The organism is Sorangium sp. So ce362, from assembly GCF_051519845.1.
Taxonomy (GTDB): Bacteria; Myxococcota_A; Polyangia; order Polyangiales; family Polyangiaceae; genus Sorangium.
Map to the genome: position 1 here is coordinate 3,422,398 of NZ_CP150332.1, position 16,959 is coordinate 3,439,356.

Below are 16,959 nucleotides of genomic sequence, written 5' to 3' on the forward strand. Positions count from 1 at the left end.
GAGCGGGTCAGCTGGGCGGCGCGGCGAGGCTCCCGTGCATGGACGCTGCGGGGGCGCCGCGGCGCTGCTCGGCCAGCTGCTCGTAGATGCGGGCGAGCGTGTCGCCCACCACGCTCCAGTCGTACCGGCTCTGGACGAGCGCCCGGCCGGCCGCGGCAAGGCGCGCCCGCAGCGCCGGATCCGCGTCGAGCTCGAGGAGCGCGCCGCGGATCTCCTCGACGGTCCGGGTGATGATCGCGTGCTCGCGATCGCGCAGCGCGAGCCCCTCCGCGCCGAGCTGCGTGGAGACGACGGGCACGCCGGCCGCGAGCGCCTCCAGGATCTTCAGCCGCGACCCGCCCCCGATGCGCAGCGGCACCACCGACGCGAGCGCGTCGGCATAGTAGGGCCGCACGTCGGGCACGGTCCCGGTCACCTCCACGCCGGGCAGCGCGCCGAGCGCGCGCACCTCCGGCCCGGGGCTCCTGCCGACCACGGTGAGGCGCCACGCGGGCCGCGCGGCGTGGATGGCGGGCCAGACGTCGCGCGCGAAGGCGACGATGGCCTGCGCGTTCGGGCGGTAATCCATCGAGCCGACGAAGACGATGCGGCGGCGCGGCTCGGAGCCGCCCGCGCCTGCGGGGAAGGCGTCGACGTGGACGCCGTTGTCGACGGCGAAGGCGCGCAGCCCGGGGCGGAGCGCGAGGAGCTTCGCGCGATCCCGCTCGCTGACCGTGAGGTGCGCGTCGAACTGCTCCAGCACCTTGCGCTCGAAGCCGGCGAGCTGCGAGGCCAGCGCGAACGCCGCGAGCCCGCGGAGGGGATCGGGCGCGTGCTGGCTGTAGCGAGAGAGCACCTCCGACTCGATGTTGTGCCAGTCGCAGAGGAGCAGCGGTCGATTGCGCGCCGCGCGCAGCAAGGGCAGGTAACCGGCGAGATGGACGCTCTCGACCTGCACGGCATCGAACTGGCCTGTGTCGAGGACGCGCGCGAGCTCCTGGCGCATTGCGTCCGTCGTGTAATTGAGGACGACGAGCGGCAGCTGCCCCACGGCCCCGCGCAGGATCTTGCCCAGGGAGTTCGGCCGCTCCTGGGTCAGCGTCAGCACCTGGTCGGTGATCTGCGCGATATCGTTCATCGATTGAGGAGCGGGGCCGGCTCCGCCCATCCGCGCCCGCCCGTTCCTGACGGCGCCGTCGTCGGCGAAGCTCAGGTAAGTGACCCGCGCAAAGCGCGACAATTGCCGGACAAAATGCCAGTTGCGTAGCTTGGCCCCGGTATCGAGCGGCCAGCAGGCGCGAGGTGCAAAATAGAGAATACGCATCTGTCGCATGGCGGTCATGGACACCTCCGGCTCGCGCGCGACGCGCAGGCGGGTTGGACCGGTGCCTCGCGGCGTCGCGCGGCACGTTCAGGGCGATGAGCGGTCCGAGCCTTCCGGCGCCGGCTCGGCGATGGGATTGGATGGTCAACGCCCAGAGAGCGGCGACCATGACCTGGAAAGCTAACATGGCTCACCAGTGCGATGTACAGAAATCAGCGCTGGTCGGGTCGCGTGAGCGTGCGTGGCGGCGGACGGAGGAGGCCCTGGCGCGTCGGCTGACGCTGGCATTGGGCGACGGAGGCGACGCTCGGCGACGTCGCCTGCTTGACGCGCCGCGTCCCGCGGGGCTCGCAAATGATACTGTGAGGAAACGTGGCTCTGCTCGGATCACCGCGGGGCCTCTCGGGCATATAGGACGCCCGCTCGCGGGCGCCTGCTTCGGGCACCGCCACGGGGCCGCACCCCTACGATTGAGGATTTCAGCGATGAACAGGGCACGAGGTTCGACGATCGGCGTATTGCTCGCGGTTTTCTTCGTGGCGTGCGGTTCCTCGAACAGCACGACAAAACCTGAGGGCTCGGGGGGCTCGGGGGCGGGGGCGGGCGGCTCGGGGGCGGGGGCGGGCGGCTCGACCGGCTCGGGCGGCTCGGGCGGCTCGACCGGCTCGGAAGGAACAGGGGCGGGCGGTTCGACCGGTTCGGGCGGTGCCGGCGGCGATCCGACCGGAGACGGCGGCGCTGGCGGCTCGTCTACCGGAGACGAGCCCCCCGTGATCGAGCCCGTGTTGGTCACTTCCGGGCCGAACGACTACTGGAAGACAGGGGCGCCGACGGAGGTGACGAGCGGCAATGCCGACGTGACCGTCAACGACGCGACGACGTACCAGCGATGGGACGGCTTCGGCGGCACCTTCAACGAGGCGGGATGGCACGTGCTCTCGATGCTCGGCGATGCCGAGAGGAGGCGAGCCATCAAGCTGCTCTTCGACACGCACGAGGGCGCGGCGTTCGCCTACGGGCGCGTCCCCATGGGGGCCAGCGACTATGCGATGGATCGCTATACCCTCAACGAGACGCCGAACGATACGACGATGGCGAGCTTCTCGGTCGCTCGGGACAGGGAGAGGTTGATTCCGTACATCAAGGCGGCGCTCGCCGTGAGGCCCGACCTCCACCTCTGGGCCAGCCCGTGGACGCCCCCCACCTGGATGAAGAGCAACGGCGCGATGGATGGCGGCCGCATGAAGGACGACGCGAGCGTCCTGCGGGCGTATGCCCTGTACTTCGCGAAGTTCGTGGAGGCGTACGCCGACGAGGGCATCACCATCGAGGCGGTTCACCCTCAGAACGAGCCGAACTACGAGACGAGGTACCCGAGCTGCCTGTGGACGGGGCCGCTCATGGCCAAGTTCATCGGCACCTACCTCGGGCCGACGTTCGACGAACGAGGGCTCACGACCCGGATCTATCTCGGCACGATGTCCAACGCCGACAGCGGGAAAGACGGGACGATCATCAGCGCGGTGACCGGCGATTCCACCGCGATGAAGTACGTCAAGGGCTTCGGGCTGCAGTGGAACATGCTGGGCAGCGTCTCCGGCTTGCGGTCGCGCGACATGCCGATCGTGCAGACGGAGCACAAGTGCGGCAACTACCCCTGGAACCCTGCGGGCATGCCGCCGTTCAACGAGGATATGCCGCCGAACGATCACGCCTACGCCGAGGAGAGCTGGAAGCTCATCCGCGACTGGATCCAGGCAGGGGTGACCTCGTACAGCGCCTGGAACATGGTGCTGGACACGGCGGGGAAGAACCTGGACTCGCAGCGGCCGTGGCCCCAGAACGCGCTTCTTACCGTGAACACGGGGACGAGCACGCTGAACGTGACCCCCGCCTACCACGTCTTCCGCCACGTCTCCGGATACGTCGATCCAGGCGCGGTGCGCGTCGGCACGACCGGCGGCGATGCGCTGGCCTTCAAGAACCCTGACGGCACCATCGTCACGATTCTTTACAATTCCGGCAATGCAGAGAAGACGACCGTCCTCGGCGTGGCGAGCAAGAAGCTCCAGTTCAGCATTCCTGCCCACGGATGGGCCACCGTCAACTGGAAGTGAGGCGAGCTCTGGTCATGGCGGCGGATCATGCCTAATGTCCGCCGCCGATGGCTTCCACCCCGCTCGGCCTGGCCGAGTCACGCGACCAGCGCATCGCCCAGGTCCTGCTGTTCGTCACCCCGGCGCTGTTCACGGCCAACATGGTGCTGGCGCGCGCCACGGCGGATTTCATTCCGCCGGTGGCGCTGGCGGAGCTGCGCTGGCTGGGCGTCGTGCTGGTGCTGCTGCCCTTCTGCGGCCGCGAGCTCTGGCGCGGCCGCGCCTCGCTGCGCCGCGACTGGGCCCGGTATGCCCTGCTCGGCCTGCTCGGCATGGGCATCTGCGGCGCTGGCGTCTATCACGGCGCCGCCAGCACCACGGCCACAAATATCGGCCTGATTTACGCCGCGTCGCCGGTGATCATCCTCCTGCTGTCGCGGGCCATGTTCGGCGACCGCCTCAGCCGGCGCCAGGGCCTGGGCGCCGGGCTGGCGCTCACCGGCGTGCTGGTCATCGTGTTGCGCGGCGACCCGGCGGCGCTGCTGGCGCTCAGCTTCAGCACCGGCGACCTTGTCATCCTCGTCGCCGCGATCTCCTGGGCGCTGTACACCGTGCTGCTGAAGCGCTGGCCCGATCCGCTGGGGGTCAGCGCGCGCCTCACCGCGATCGCGCTGGCCGGGGTGATCGTTCTGCTGCCGCTGCTCGGCTGGGAGCTGGCCACCCGCGGTCCGCCGGATTTCGACCTGCGCACCGTCGCCGCCGTGCTGACCCTGGTCCTGGTGCCAGGCGTCGGCGCCTACGCCACCTACGGCTACATCACCCAGCACCTCGGCCCGAGCCGCACCGGCCTGCTGCTCTACATGTCGCCGGTCTATACCGCCGTGATGGCCTGGATGCTCCTCGGCGAGGCGTTTGCCCTCTACCACTGGCTCGGCGCGGCGCTTGTGTTGCCGGGCCTCTTCTTCGCCACCCACAAGCCGGCGGCGACCTGAATGCCTGTGCCTCGCGGAGGGGCGAGCTTTGCGGACGCTGGGCTAGCCAGCTCGCCTCTCCGTCCTTCAGGACGTCACCGCAGGCCGTTCTTCACCGCCGCGATGAGCTCGCCGTTCGTCGTGTCGCCGCTCAGCTCCCAGAACATCGCGCCGCCCAGCCCCTTGTCCTTGATGTAGCGCATCTTGACCCCGAGCGACGCCGGGGTGTCGTAGCTCCAGAACTCGGTTCCATTGAAGGTGTAGAACGCCTTCGTGTCCGGGTGGGTGTAGCCGGGGTGCCCCTTGGCCTTCAGGATCTTGTAGTCCTCGATGCCCGCCTCGTACGTGCCCGGGGCGGCGCCGGCGGCCGACTGCCACACCCCCTGGCCGGCGCTCGTGACCCCGGTCCAGCCGCGGCCGTAGAAGGGCACCCCGACGACCAGCTTGCTCGCCGGCGTCCCGCCGTTCAGCCAGGCCGAGACCGCCTCGTCGGTGCTGTACTTCAGGGCCTTCGCGGGGTTCGAAGCGGAGTTGTAGAGCGGCGCGTGGAAGTTCGTGGTGCGCTCCCACGCCCCGTGCATGTCATACGTCATCAGGTTGATGAAATCGAGGTGTTGGTGGATCGCGCCGACCTGGATCTTCTCGATCTTGTCGAGTCCGGCGGGCGCCGCGATGGTGAGCTGCAGCCCGGGGCGCACCGCGTTGAGCTGGCTGCGGAACTCGGCGAGCAGCGCCGTGAAGTTCCGGGTGTCCTCGGGGCGCTGGTTGCAGGTGCTGCCGCACGCGGCCGGGTACTCCCAGTCGACGTCGATGCCGTCGAACACGCCGGCCCAGCGGGGATCCTTGATGAAGAGATCGACACACGAAGAGACGAACGAGGCGCGGTTCGCGGGCAGCGCGGCGTCGGAGAAGCCGGCGGACCAGGTCCAGCCGCCGAGCGAGATCATCACCTTGAGGTGCGGGTGCTTGCGCTTCAGCTTGCGGAGCTGGTTGAAGCTGCCGCGGAGCGCGCCGGTGTCCCAGGTGTCGGCGACGCCGTCGACGCTGTCGGCGGCGCTGTAGGCCTTGTCGTAATCGGCGTAGGTGTCGCCGAGCGCACACCGGTTGCCCACCACGTTGCCGAAGGCATAGTTGATGTGCGTGAGCTTGGCGGCCGAACCGCTCGTGTCGATGTTCTTGACGTGGTAGTTGCGGCCGTAGATGCCCCACTCCGCGAAGTAGCCAATCACCTTCTTGCCGCCGCCGCTGCCGCCGGAGCCGCCGCTGCCGCCGGAGCCGCCGACTCCGCCGCTGCCGCCCGAGCCGCCGCTGCCGCCGGAGCCGCCGCTGCCGCCTGCACCGCTCGTGCTGGCGCTGGTGGTGCTGCTGCTGGAGCTTGTGCCGCTGCCGCTGACCACCCGCCACAGCGCCGGGACGATCGGCGGCTCCCAGCCCGGAAGAGAGGTGTGCCCCTGAATGCAACTGTATGTGACGCCGCCGTAGGTCACCTCGGAGTTCACGGCATACGCGGTGTACGGCGCCCAGGCAGCGGCGAGGGCGGCTTGCTCCGTCTCCTCGATCTCTGCTCCATCCGGGCCGATGCGCCCCACGTCGTCGCCATCGAGGCCGCCGCACGCGGCCAGAGCCATCACGGCAAAGAGCGGCAGGGTCGTGAGAGGATAAAGCTTCATGGCAGATCTCCTTGAGTGTGCCGGTTTCCGGTCGTCGCAAACCTCATCAGCAACTGGCGTACCGCACGCGGCGATGACCTCGATGATCGATGCCAATGAGCCGCCTCAGCGCGTTTTGTGCTCCCCGAGGCGGACACACGCCGCGATCGCGCCCGGCGATCCCGGCGCGCACGGGGGGTGATCCGGGAGATCGCCGGGCGATCCTCCCGATCGCGGGAGAGCTCCCGGATCGCCCCCCGGAGCCTCCCGGCGATCCCCGGGAGATCGCCCGGCGATCGCCCGGCGCAGCGCTCTTCTTCGCTTCCTCCCTCCCGCAGCAAGCGGCCCCGGAGCAGGGCATGACGCTTGCTTTTGTCGGGATCCGTGGATGGAACCATCGAGCCCCTCGGCCAGGAACCTGTCGAGCCACATCCGGGTAGCATCGCGGTCGAAATGCTCACCAGCGAACCGCTGACGCTCCTCGCCCCGCTGTCCGGTCCCATCGTGCCCATCGAGTCGGTCCCCGACGCGGTCTTCGCCGACAAGATCGTCGGCGACGGCATCTCGATCGATCCGACCTCCCAGACGCTGCTCGCCCCGTGCGACGCGACGGTGACCCTGCTCCACGCGGCGCGGCACGCCATCACCCTGAGCGCCGCGGGCGGGGTCGAGATCATGATCCACGTCGGCATCGACACCGTCGGCCTGAAAGGCGAGGGCTTCACGGCACGGGTGAGCCAGGGAGACAGGGTCTCCGCCGGCCAGGCGCTCCTCGAGTTCGACGCCGATCTCCTCCTCCGCAAGGCGACCAGCCTGCTCACGCAGGTCATCGTCCTGAGCGGCGAGACGAGCGCCATCGTCGAGCGCGCGAGCGGCGTGGCCAGGGCCGGCGCGAGCCGCCTCATGACGGTGAGCCCCAGGCGGCGGACCGGCGGGGAAGCGCCACGCGCGTCGAGCGCGGGAGAGACGAGCGCGTCCAGGCCGCCGCCGCGGGCCACGGTCGGGATCACGTCCGCCCTCGTCGTTGTGCCCAACCCGCACGGGCTGCACGTGCGTCCGGCCGCGGTGCTCGCCACCGAGGCCAAGTCGTTCGCCGCCGACATCGGCGTGGAGCTCGCCGGCCGCAACGCCAACGCGAAGAGCGTCGGCGCGCTGATGAAGCTCGGCGCGGGCCCGGGCGCCGAGCTGCGCATCGTCGCGAGCGGCAGCGAGGCGGCGCGGGCGGTGGCCCGCCTCGTCGAGCTCGTCCGGAGCGGGCTGGGCGAGGATCTCTCCGCCGCGCGTCCTCCATCGCCCCCGGCCGATCCCGGGCGCGCCGCCCCCGCCGCCGCGCCGCGCCCGAGCGACGACGCGCGGCACCTCCACGGCGTGAGCGCCTCGCCGGGGCTCGCCATCGGCCCGATCTGCGCGATCGACCCGCTCGCCGCCCCGGTCGACGAGCACGCGACCGACACGGAGGCGGAGCTCGCGCGCCTGCAGAAGGCGCTGCTGCACACCCGGCTGGAGCTGAAGCAGCTCGTCGCCGCGTCGGGCAAGCGCGTCGAGCAGGCCCAGATCTTCAGCGCGCACCTCGCGATGCTCGACGATCCGGAGATGATCACCCGCACAGAGGTCGCCATCGTGGAGGGCAAGTCCGCGGCGTTCGCGTGGCGCGAGGCGGTGATGTCGTCGTACCGGGAGCTCGCTCGCCTCTCGAACCCGCTGCTCGCCGCGCGCGCCAACGATCTGCGGGACGTGGGCGGCCGCGCGCTGCGGCACCTCGTCGGCGTCGACGAGGCCCAGGCCGTGCCGGCCGGCAGCATCGTCGTCGCGGAGAGCCTGACGCCCTCCGAGGTGGTGCGGCTCGCGGATCAGCGGATCGCCGGCCTGGTCAGCGTGCTCGGCGGCACCACCTCGCACGCGGCGATCCTGGCGCGCTCGCTCGGCGTGCCGTACCTCGTCGGCGTTTCGCCGTCGCTGCTCTCCGTCGAGGCGGGGGCGGCGGCCGTGCTCGACACCGACGAGGCGGTGCTGCTGCTCCACCCGGGCGCGGCCGAGCTCGACGCCTACCGCGGCCGGCTCGGCGCGCGCCAGGCGCTGCGCGAGCGGCAGGAGGCGGCCGCGGGGGAGCGCGCGGTGACCCGCGACGGGGTCCACGTCGCGGTGCTGGCCAACATCGCGAGCGCCGACGACGCCCGCAAGGCCGTCCGGCTCGGGGCCGAGGGCGTGGGCCTCCTGCGCACCGAGCTGATGTTCTTCGATCGCGACAGCGCGCCGACCGAGGCGGAGCAGACCGCCGCGTACCAGGAGATCGCCGACGCGCTGGGCGAGCGGCCCCTCGTCATCCGCACGCTCGACGTCGGCGGCGACAAGCCGCTCTCCTACATGCCCTTGCCCGCGGAGGACAACCCGCTCCTCGGCATCCGCGGCCTGCGCATCGGCGCGCTCCACCCGACGATCCTGCGCAGCCAGCTCCGCGCCATCCTGGCGGCCCGGGCCCCGGCCGGGCACCGCGTCCTCTTGCCCATGGTCGCGGGCCTCGAGGAGCTCGAGGAGGCGAGGCAGGTGCTCGAGGAGGAGCGCCGGCGCGCCGGATCGCCGCCGGTGGAGCTCGGGATCATGGTCGAGGTGCCGTCGGTCGCGGTCCAGGCCGACCGGTTCGCGGCGGAGGTCGATTTCTTCTCGATCGGCACGAACGATCTCACCCAGTACACGCTGGCCATGGACCGCACGCACCCGCGGCTCGCCGGCCGGCAGGACGCGCTGCACCCGGCGGTGCTCCGGCTCATCGACGCGACCGTGCAGGCCGCCAAGAAGCGCGAGCGCCGCGTGGCGATCTGCGGCGCGGTGGCGAGCGATCCCGAGGCCGTGGCCGTGCTGATCGGCCTCGGCGTGACCGAGCTGAGCGTCAGCGTCCAGGCGATCCCGGAGGTGAAGGCGAGGATCCGCGAGCTCGACGCCGCGAGGTGCCGCGAGATCGCCAGGGCTGCGCTCGATCTGGGGACCGCGGCCGAGGTGCGGGCGCTGCTCTCGCCCGGCGCGCGATCCGGATGATCTCACCCGCGCAGCATGCAGGCCGGGGGCCGGCCGCCAGCGCGACGCGAAAACCGCCCCGCCCAACGGAGAAGGAGCTTCGGATGAGAGGATTCAACGAGCTGCAGCGCGTCGGCAAGGCGCTGATGTTGCCCATCGCGGTGCTGCCGGTCGCGGGCTTGCTGCTCCGGCTGGGGCAGCCCGACGTGCTGGACATCGCGTTCGTCGCCCAGGCCGGCGGCGCCATCTTCGACAACCTGGCGCTGATCTTCGCCGTGGGCATCGCGGTCGGCCTCGCGCGCGACATGAACGGCGTGGCCGGGCTCTCCGGGATGATCGCCTACCTGGTGATCACGAACGGGGTGAAGAGCATCGACGAGAAGGTCAAGATGGGCGTCCTCGCCGGCATCCTCGCCGGCGTCCTCGCGGGGGCGATGTACAACCGCTTCCGCGACACGAAGCTGCCCTCGTTCCTGGGCTTCTTCGGCGGCAGCCGCTTCGTGCCCATCGTCACCGGCGGCGCGAGCCTCGCCCTCGCGCTCGTCCTCGGCTTCGTCTGGCCGCCCATCCAGGCCGGCATCGACGCGCTGGGCGGCTGGGTCGTAGCCTCGGGGCCGATCGGCGCCTTCGGCTTCGGCGTCCTGAACCGCCTGCTCATCCCGACCGGGCTGCACCACATCCTCAACAACCTCGCGTGGTTCGTCGTCGGCTCGTTCCCGGGCGCCAAGGGGGCGGCGACCGGCGATCTGAACCGCTACTTCGCCGGCGATCCCTCGGCGGGCGTGTTCATGGCCGGCTTCTACCCGGTGATGATGTTCGGCCTGCCGGCGGCGTGCCTGGCGATCTACCGCACCGCCCGCCCCGAGAACCGCAAGGCCACCTTCGGCGTGATGTTCTCGGCCGCGCTGACCGCCTTCTTGACCGGCATCACCGAGCCCATCGAGTTCGCGTTCATGTTCCTCGCGCCGGCGCTGTACGCGGTCCACGCCGTGCTGACCGGCCTCTCGCTGGCGCTGCTCGACGTGCTCGGCGTGCGGCACGGCTTCAGCTTCTCCGCCGGGTTCATCGACTACGCGCTGAACTACGGCCTCTCGACCCAGGGCTGGATGATCGTGCCTGTCGGCCTCGCCTACGCGGTCGTCTATTACGGCCTCTTCGTCGTCTTCATCGAGCGGTTCAACCTGGCCACGCCGGGCCGCGAGGCCGCGGCGGGGCCCTCCGCGGTCCCGTCCGAGGGCGTGCCGGGGGAGGGGGCCGAGGCCGGCGCAGGCGGGCTCGCCGGGCAGCTCCTGCGGGCGCTTGGCGGCCACGGCAACCTCCGCGAGATCGACGCGTGCATCACCCGCCTGCGGCTGGTCATGGTCGACCGCGATCGCGTGAAGGACGCGGACCTGAAGGCGCTCGGCGCCAAGGGCGTGGTGCGCCCGGGGACCGACAGCCTGCAGGTGATCCTCGGCCCCATGGCCGAGTCGATCGCCCGGGAGATGCGGGAGCTCAGGGACGGCGCGCCGGCCGCGGCGCCGCAGCCCGGCGCGCCCGCGGCGCGGCCGGCAATGCAGCCCGGCGCGCCCGCGGCGCAGCCAGCAATGCAAATCGAGCGCTGGCTCGCCGCGCTCGGCGGCGCCGCCAACGTCCGGTCCGTGGAGGGGTTCTCGAGCGGGCGCGTGCGCGTCGAGCTCGCCGACGTGGACACGGTCGACGACGCGGCGCTGGAGGCCGCGGACGTGATGGGCGTGATGCGCCTCCCGGACCAGGTTGTCCACCTGCTGGTCGGCCCGGAAGCGCCGCAATACGCCGCCGCGCTCGCGCGGAAGCTCGAGGGGTGACGGGCGTGGAGCTCGAAGGCAACGTCCTCACGCCGGACGGCTGGCTCCGCGGGCGCGTCTGCTTCGACGCGCGGGTCCGGGAGATCGAGGGCGCGCCGGTCCCCGAGCCCGCCCGGGGGCCGCGGATCCTGCCCGGCTTCATCGATCTGCACGTGCACGGCGGCGGCGGCCAGGACGTCATGGAGGGCGGGGACGCGGCCCGGGTGATGGCCCGCGCGCACGCCACGACCGGGACCACCAGCCTGCTCGCCACCACGATGACGGCGCCCCTTCCGGACATCGTCTCCGCCCTGCGCGCGATCCGGGCCGCCATGAACGCGCGCCGCCGCGGCGAGGCGCGCGTCCTCGGCGTCCACCTCGAGGGCCCGTTCCTCAACCCGGGTCGGCTGGGCGCGCAGCCTCCGTGCGTGCTGGGCGGCGACCTCGGCGTCGCGCTCGCGCTCCACGCCGTGGCGCCGATCCGCGTGCTCACGCTCGCGCCGGAGCTCGCGGGCCACCTGGCGCTCATCCGCGACCTGTCCGCCCTCGGGGTGCGGGTCCAGATCGGGCACACGCTGTCCAGCTACGACGAGGTCGTGGCGGCCCTCGAGGCGGGGGCGAGCGGCTTCACCCACCTCTTCAACGCGATGAACGGGCTGCACCACCGCGAGCCCGGCGCGGTCGGGGCGGCCCTGGCCCACGGCGACTTCGCCGAGCTGATCCCGGATCTCGTCCACGTTCATCCGGGCGCCATCCGGGCCGCCCTGCGCTGCGTCCCCCGGCTCTACGCCGTGACCGACGGCACCGCGGCCTCGGGGATGCCGGACGGGCCGTACCGGCTCGGCGCGCACGCCGTCGCGAAGTGCCAGAACAGCGTGCGGCTCCCCGACGGGACCCTGGCAGGGAGCTGCCTGACCATGCACCAGGCCTTCAAGAACCTTGTCGGCCTCGGGCTCTCCGTGCCGGAGGCGTCGCGTCGCTGCAGCCAGTTTCCGGCCGAGCACCTTGGCCTCGAGGATCGAGGGCGCGTCGCGCCGGGCTGCTTCGCCGATCTGCTGGTCCTGGACGAGGATCTCGCCCTGCGGCAGATCCTCGTGGAAGGGGAGCCCCTTGAGTAATCGAACGAGCTCGATCATGGCCGAGGAGGCCCGCTCCGCCGCGCAGATCGTGGCGCAGCAGCTCACGCAGGACGAGCCTGCCTACCGTGACCTGGGCGCCCGCCTGCGGGCGGCGCCGCCGCCGTCCGTGGTCACGATCGCCCGCGGCAGCTCGGATCACGCCGCGGCCTACCTCGCTTACCTCGTGATGACGCAGCTCGGCTGTCCGGTCGCGAGCCTGCCTCCGTCGGTGGTGACCCTCTACCGCGCGCCGCTGCGGCTCTCGGGCAGCCTGGCGGTCGCTGTGTCGCAATCGGGGCAGAGCCCGGACGTGGTGACCACGCTCTCGGCGTGCGGCGCCGCGGGCGCGGTGACGGCGGCCCTCGTGAACCAGCTCGGCTCGCCGCTCGCCCAGGCGGCCGGGTCGACGATCCCCCTGCGCGCCGGTCCCGAGCGCAGCGTCGCCGCAACGAAGAGCTTCATCGCCAGCCTGAGCGCCATGGCCAGGGTGGTGGGGAGCTGGAGAGAGGACGCCGCCCTGCTCGACGCGCTGAAGGCGCTGCCGGACACCCTGTCTGCCGCGAGCGAGAGCGACGTGAGCCCGCTCGTGGGCGCGCTGGCCGGCGAGGAGCGCCTGCTCGTGCTCGGGCGGGGCCCGGGCTTCTCCATCGCGCTGGAGGCGGCCCTCAAGTTCAAGGAGACGTGCGGCGTCCACGCCGAGGCGTTCACTGTCGCCGAGGTGCAGCACGGGCCGATGGCCCTCATCGACGAGCGGTTCCCGCTCCTGATCTTCGCCCCGCGGGGCCCGGCGCAGGTCGGCCTCGCCAGCATGGCGGCGGAGTTCCGGGGGCAGGGCGCGAAGGTGATCCTCGTCGGTCCGGCCGGGCTGCCGGGGGTGGATCTCGTCGTGCCCGCGTCTCCCCACGAGCTGCTCGACCCGCTCTGTCAGATCCAGGCGTTCTATCTGGCCGCCGCTGCGTTGGCCGAGGCCAGAGGGCTGGATCCCGATGCGCCGAGGCGGCTCAAGAAGGTCACGAAAACGCTGTAGGAGTGCGTCATGAGGAGGCCTGTTTCCGATTTGGGCTGCTCACCGCCGCCCTGTTCGTGGCAGGGTGCGCCGGCGACGGGACGCCCTCGTCCACCGGGAGCACCACGATGAGCACCAGCACGGGCAATGAGGGTGGCGGCGGCGGCGCAGGAGGGGACGGCGGCGCGGCGCAGCAGCGCCCGTCGGGCGCCGAGCTCGCCGTGAGCTGGGGAGTTCTGGACAACACAAAGAACCCCGCGGTGAGCTTCGGCTCGGAGCTGACGATCACCAACCATGGGACGGTCCCGCTCGGGAACGGCGGCTGGACGCTCTATTTCAACTTCGCCCGCACGATCCTCCCCGAGAGCCTGCCGGCGGGGGTGAAGGTCACCCATATCAACGGCGACTTCTTCAAGATGGAGCCGACCGAGGCGTTCCAGCCGGTGGAGCCGGGGCAGAGCGTCGTCATTCCCTTCGATGGATCGTACTGGGCCATCAAGGAGACGGACGCCCCCGCGGGCTATTACTTCGTATTCACGGACGCCGAGGGCGTGGCCTCTGCGCCGGAGGCGGTGGGCTCCGAGACCGTCAAGCCGTTCCTGGAGGAGAAGCAGACGGACCGTTTCCCGGGCGACATCACGCCCGTGCCGACGGCGGCGTCTCGCCATGACGAGAACCAGGCGGTCCGCTTGCTCCCCGCGGGCGATGTCGACAGGGTCGTGCCCTCGCCGGTGCTCCTCGAGGCGGGCGCCGGAGAGCTCGTGTTGACGTCTGCCGTGCCCGTCGTTCATGCCGCGGGGCTCCAGGGCGAAGCGGCCTTTCTGGCAGAGGCGCTCGGGGTCCTCCTCGGCGGCGCGCCGGAGGTCCGCGAGGGCGCGCCGCCCGCGGGGACGACGGCGATCGTGTTGACGACAGGCGCGCTCGACGTCGGCGGCCAGCCGAAGCAGGCGGGCGACGAGGCGTATCGCCTCACGGTCACCGGGGAGGGCGTCGAGATCGTGGGCAGCGACGCGGCCGGGGTCTTCTATGGGATCCAGAGCCTGCGCGCCCTCGCGCCCGTGGAGGCCTACCGGGCCGCCCAGCCGGAGCTCGCGATCGGCGCGGTGACGGTGGAGGACGCCCCGCGCTTCGCGTACCGCGGCATGCACCTCGACGTCGCGCGCAACTTCCAGCGCAAGGAGGCCGTGCTGAAGCTGCTCGACGTCATGGCCTTCTACAAGCTGAACAAGTTTCATTTCCACCTGACCGACGACGAGGGCTTCCGCCTCGAGGTGAGCGGCCTGCCCGAGCTCACCGAGGTCGGCGCCCGGCGCGGCCATACCCTGGACGACCGCGACCAGCTCGTCCCCTCGTTCGGCTCCGGTCCCGACCCGGACTCTCCGGCGTCGAGCGGCAGCGGCCATTACACCCGGGCCGAGTTCGTGGAGATCCTGCGTCATGCCAGGGCGCGCCACATCGAGGTGATCCCCGCGATCGACATGCCGGGCCACGCCCGCGCGGCGGTCAAGGCGATGGAGTCGCGTCATGCGAGGCTCGCGGCCGCCGGCGACCTCGCGAAGGCCGAGGAGTTCCTGCTCGGCGATCTGGAGGACGCGTCCCGGTACATGTCCGTGCAGATGTGGCACGATAACGTGATGAATCCCTGCCGGGAGTCGACCTACAGGTTCCTGAAGGTGGTCGTGGACGACATCGTCTCCATGTATGCCGAGGCCGGCGCGCCGCTCACCACCTTCCACACGGGCGGCGACGAGGTGCCGGAGGGGGTCTGGGAGCAGTCCCCCTCGTGCCGCGCGCTCCTCGCCGAGGCGCAGGAGGAAGGCGTCGATTCCGTGGACGACCTGGCGAGCCATTTCCTCCGCAAGGTCAGCGCGATCCTCTCGTCCCACGACCTCGTGACCGGCGGCTGGGAGGAGATCGCCTTGAGCAAGGTGCAGGCGGAGGGCGGCGTCGACAAGGAGGCCAACCCCGAGTTCCTGAGCCGCCGTTTCAGGCCGTACGTGTGGAACAACGTCCGGGGCTGGGGGGACGAGGACAACGGCTACAAGCTCGCCAACGCGGGCTATCCGGTGGTCCTCTCCAACGCCACAAACCTGTATTTCGACCTCGCCTACGACAAGGATCCTTCGGAGCCGGGGTATTACTGGGCCGGGTTCGTGGACACGCGGAAGCCCTACGAGTTCGTGCCGTTCGACGTCTACAGGAGCGCCCACGCGGATCGCATGGGCAATCCGATCGATCTGGCGGCGATGTCCCGGGACCGCGTCAGGCTGACCGACGCCGGCCGGGCCAACATCCTCGGCATCCAGGGGCAGCTCTGGGGCGAGAACGCCAAGGGCCAGCGAGCGATGGAGTACCTGATCTTCCCGAAGCTGCTCGGCCTCGCGGAGCGGGCCTGGGCGCCGGACCCGGCGTGGGCGGCGGAGGACGACGGGGCGGCGCGCGCGTGCCTGCTCGCCGAGGCGTGGAATCGCTTCGCCAACAGCCTGGGGCAGCGCGAGCTGCCGCGGCTCGACCACCTGGGCGGCGGCGTGGACTACCGGCTCCCGCTGCCGGGCGCGCGCATCGAGGGCGGCCAGCTCGTGGCGAACGTCGCTTTCCCGGGGCTCCAGATCCGCTACACGACCGACGGCGCCGAGCCCGACGCCACCTCGACCCTCTATGACGGACCGGTGGCGGTGAGCGGCGTCGTCAAGCTCAGGACGTTCGACACGCGCGGTCGCGGCAGCCGCGCTTCGGTCCTCGATCCGGACGCGTCGGGTCGCGGGCGGGCGGTGAGGTGAGGGGCGGCTCGACGACCGCAGCGCAGCGGGGGGCCGCGCTGGCGCTCCTCGCGCTGCTCCCCGGCTGTTACATCGATCTCGACGGCCTGACCGGCGGGGCCCCGGGCGGCGCCGGCGGGGCCACGGGCGGCGCCGGCGGGGCCCCGGACGGCGCCGGCGGGGCCACGGGCGGCGCCGGCTCCGGCGACCCGGGTCGCTGCGCACCGGCGGGCTGCGATGCCCCGTGCGTGGTCGCCGCGGCCGAGGAGGCCGGCGGTCCTGCCGCCATCGCCGCGGCCGGGCCGCACGTTGTGTGGACGAGCCGCGCGGGCGATCGTGTCCGCCGCCTCGATCCCGCGACGGGCGCGGTGGAGGACCTCGTGTCGTTCACGCCGTCGCCGGGCCTGCTCGCGGTCGCCGGCGGGCTCGTCGTCTGGGTCGCCGCCGACGGGCTCTGGCGGTGCCCGGCCGACGGTTGCGCGGCGGGGGCGACGTCGCTCCTCGCCTTCGCGCCGGGCGAGGCCGAGGCCGTGCGCGGCCTGGCGACGGACGGGCGGCATGTGTACTGGACGCGCGACGAGCCGAGCGGCACCGCCGGCGAGCTGCTGCGCTGCCCCGTCGCCGAGGGCTGCGGCGCGACCCCGGAGGTGCTCGCGCCGAGCCAGTCCCACCCGCGCGGCGTGGCGGTCGCCCCGGGCGACGCAGGCGACGTCGTGTGGGTCCAGCACGGCACGGGCGCCGCCTTCGGCCGGGTGCTCCGCCTCGACAAGGGCGCTCCGCCGGGCGCCCTCGCGGCGCAGATCGCGGTGTTGCTGGATTTCCCGGACCAGATCGCGCTCGGCGACACCGACGTGCTCTGGAGCTGGGCCCACCCGGACGGGTCGGCGGCCGGCGTCTCCCGTTGCGACCTCGCGGAACCGTGCGCCGCGGAGCCGCTCGCGCCGCAGACCGAGCCGACGCGGCCGCTGCGCGAGCCCGCGGCGCTCGTGATCGACGGCGCGGACGCGTACTGGGCGGACCGCGGCGCGGGCACGGTCATGCGCTGCCCGGCCGCGGGCTGCCCCGGCTATCCCGAGGTGCTCGCCGAGGGCCTGACGCGCCCCGCGGCCGTGGCGGTGCAGGGCGCCTGTGTCTACGCGGTCGACGAGGCCGACGGCGGTCGTGTGGTGCGCGCGCCGCGGTAGCGCTGTGTCTGTCGTCCGAGCTCGTTGCGTGCCCGGATGGAGGTTGCGCCGCGTCC

The 16,959-nt window shown here is 72.0% G+C and carries 10 protein-coding genes; 8 read left to right on the forward strand and 2 right to left on the reverse strand.

The genetic code is table 11. The features are described 5' to 3' along the window. Nucleotides 1-7 precede the first annotated feature (7 nt). Nucleotides 8-1,117, reverse strand: coding sequence for a glycosyltransferase family 4 protein (locus WMF17_RS13540; RefSeq protein WP_437649779.1), 1,110 nt, complete (start codon nt 1,115-1,117; stop codon nt 8-10). A gap of 968 nt (nt 1,118-2,085) precedes the next feature. Between WMF17_RS13540 and WMF17_RS13545 the strand changes: the two genes are divergently transcribed. After that, complete coding sequence (locus WMF17_RS13545; RefSeq protein ID WP_437649780.1) at nt 2,086-3,420, forward strand: glycoside hydrolase family 30 protein; 1,335 nt, start codon at nt 2,086-2,088, stop codon at nt 3,418-3,420. A gap of 47 nt (nt 3,421-3,467) precedes the next feature. Beyond that, on the forward strand, nt 3,468-4,391 hold the full coding sequence (locus tag WMF17_RS13550; protein WP_437649782.1) for a DMT family transporter: 924 nt from the start codon (nt 3,468-3,470) through the stop codon (nt 4,389-4,391). A gap of 74 nt (nt 4,392-4,465) precedes the next feature. Here WMF17_RS13550 and WMF17_RS13555 read toward each other — a convergent pair whose 3' ends face one another. Further along, nucleotides 4,466-6,040, reverse strand: coding sequence for a glycosyl hydrolase family 18 protein (locus tag WMF17_RS13555; RefSeq protein WP_437649784.1), 1,575 nt, complete (start codon nt 6,038-6,040; stop codon nt 4,466-4,468). 432 nt (nt 6,041-6,472) lie between these two features. Here WMF17_RS13555 and ptsP point away from each other — a divergent pair, with 432 nt between their 5' ends. The 6 genes from ptsP to WMF17_RS13585 all read left to right on the forward strand — a co-directional run bounded on the left by ptsP (nt 6,473) and on the right by WMF17_RS13585 (nt 16,903). Beyond that, nucleotides 6,473-9,052, forward strand: coding sequence for a phosphoenolpyruvate--protein phosphotransferase (gene ptsP, locus WMF17_RS13560; protein WP_437649786.1), 2,580 nt, complete (start codon nt 6,473-6,475; stop codon nt 9,050-9,052). Nucleotides 9,053-9,135: 83 nt separating this feature from the next. Then, on the forward strand, nt 9,136-10,857 hold the full coding sequence (gene nagE, locus WMF17_RS13565) for an N-acetylglucosamine-specific PTS transporter subunit IIBC (protein WP_437649787.1): 1,722 nt from the start codon (nt 9,136-9,138) through the stop codon (nt 10,855-10,857). Then, nucleotides 10,854-11,954, forward strand: a complete 1,101-nt coding sequence (gene nagA / locus WMF17_RS13570; RefSeq protein WP_437649788.1) for an N-acetylglucosamine-6-phosphate deacetylase — start codon at nt 10,854-10,856, stop codon at nt 11,952-11,954. The genes nagE and nagA overlap by 4 nt, the downstream gene beginning before the upstream one ends. Nucleotides 11,955-11,970: 16 nt before the next feature. Continuing rightward, on the forward strand, nt 11,971-12,981 hold the full coding sequence (locus tag WMF17_RS13575; RefSeq protein WP_437604252.1) for an SIS domain-containing protein: 1,011 nt from the start codon (nt 11,971-11,973) through the stop codon (nt 12,979-12,981). 107 nt (nt 12,982-13,088) lie between these two features. Further along, on the forward strand, nt 13,089-15,740 hold the full coding sequence (locus WMF17_RS13580) for a family 20 glycosylhydrolase (RefSeq protein WP_437649790.1): 2,652 nt from the start codon (nt 13,089-13,091) through the stop codon (nt 15,738-15,740). Next, a complete protein-coding gene (locus WMF17_RS13585) occupies nt 15,737-16,903 on the forward strand; it encodes a hypothetical protein (RefSeq protein ID WP_437649792.1) in 1,167 nt (388 codons plus the stop codon). The genes WMF17_RS13580 and WMF17_RS13585 overlap by 4 nt, the downstream gene beginning before the upstream one ends. The last annotated feature ends 56 nt before the right edge of the window (nt 16,904-16,959 follow it).

What these genes read in the sequence shown, in the direction of transcription:
- WMF17_RS13540 (WP_437649779.1), bottom strand. Translation starts at nt 1,117, where the DNA reads ATGAACGATATCGCGCAGATCACCGACCAGGTGCTGACGCTGACCCAG.
- WMF17_RS13550 (WP_437649782.1), top strand. Translation starts at nt 3,468, where the DNA reads ATGGCTTCCACCCCGCTCGGCCTGGCCGAGTCACGCGACCAGCGCATC.
- WMF17_RS13555 (WP_437649784.1), bottom strand. Translation starts at nt 6,040, where the DNA reads ATGAAGCTTTATCCTCTCACGACCCTGCCGCTCTTTGCCGTGATGGCT.
- ptsP (WP_437649786.1), top strand. Translation starts at nt 6,473, where the DNA reads ATGCTCACCAGCGAACCGCTGACGCTCCTCGCCCCGCTGTCCGGTCCC.
- nagE (WP_437649787.1), top strand. Translation starts at nt 9,136, where the DNA reads ATGAGAGGATTCAACGAGCTGCAGCGCGTCGGCAAGGCGCTGATGTTG.
- WMF17_RS13575 (WP_437604252.1), top strand. Translation starts at nt 11,971, where the DNA reads ATGGCCGAGGAGGCCCGCTCCGCCGCGCAGATCGTGGCGCAGCAGCTC.
- WMF17_RS13580 (WP_437649790.1), top strand. Translation starts at nt 13,089, where the DNA reads ATGAGCACCAGCACGGGCAATGAGGGTGGCGGCGGCGGCGCAGGAGGG.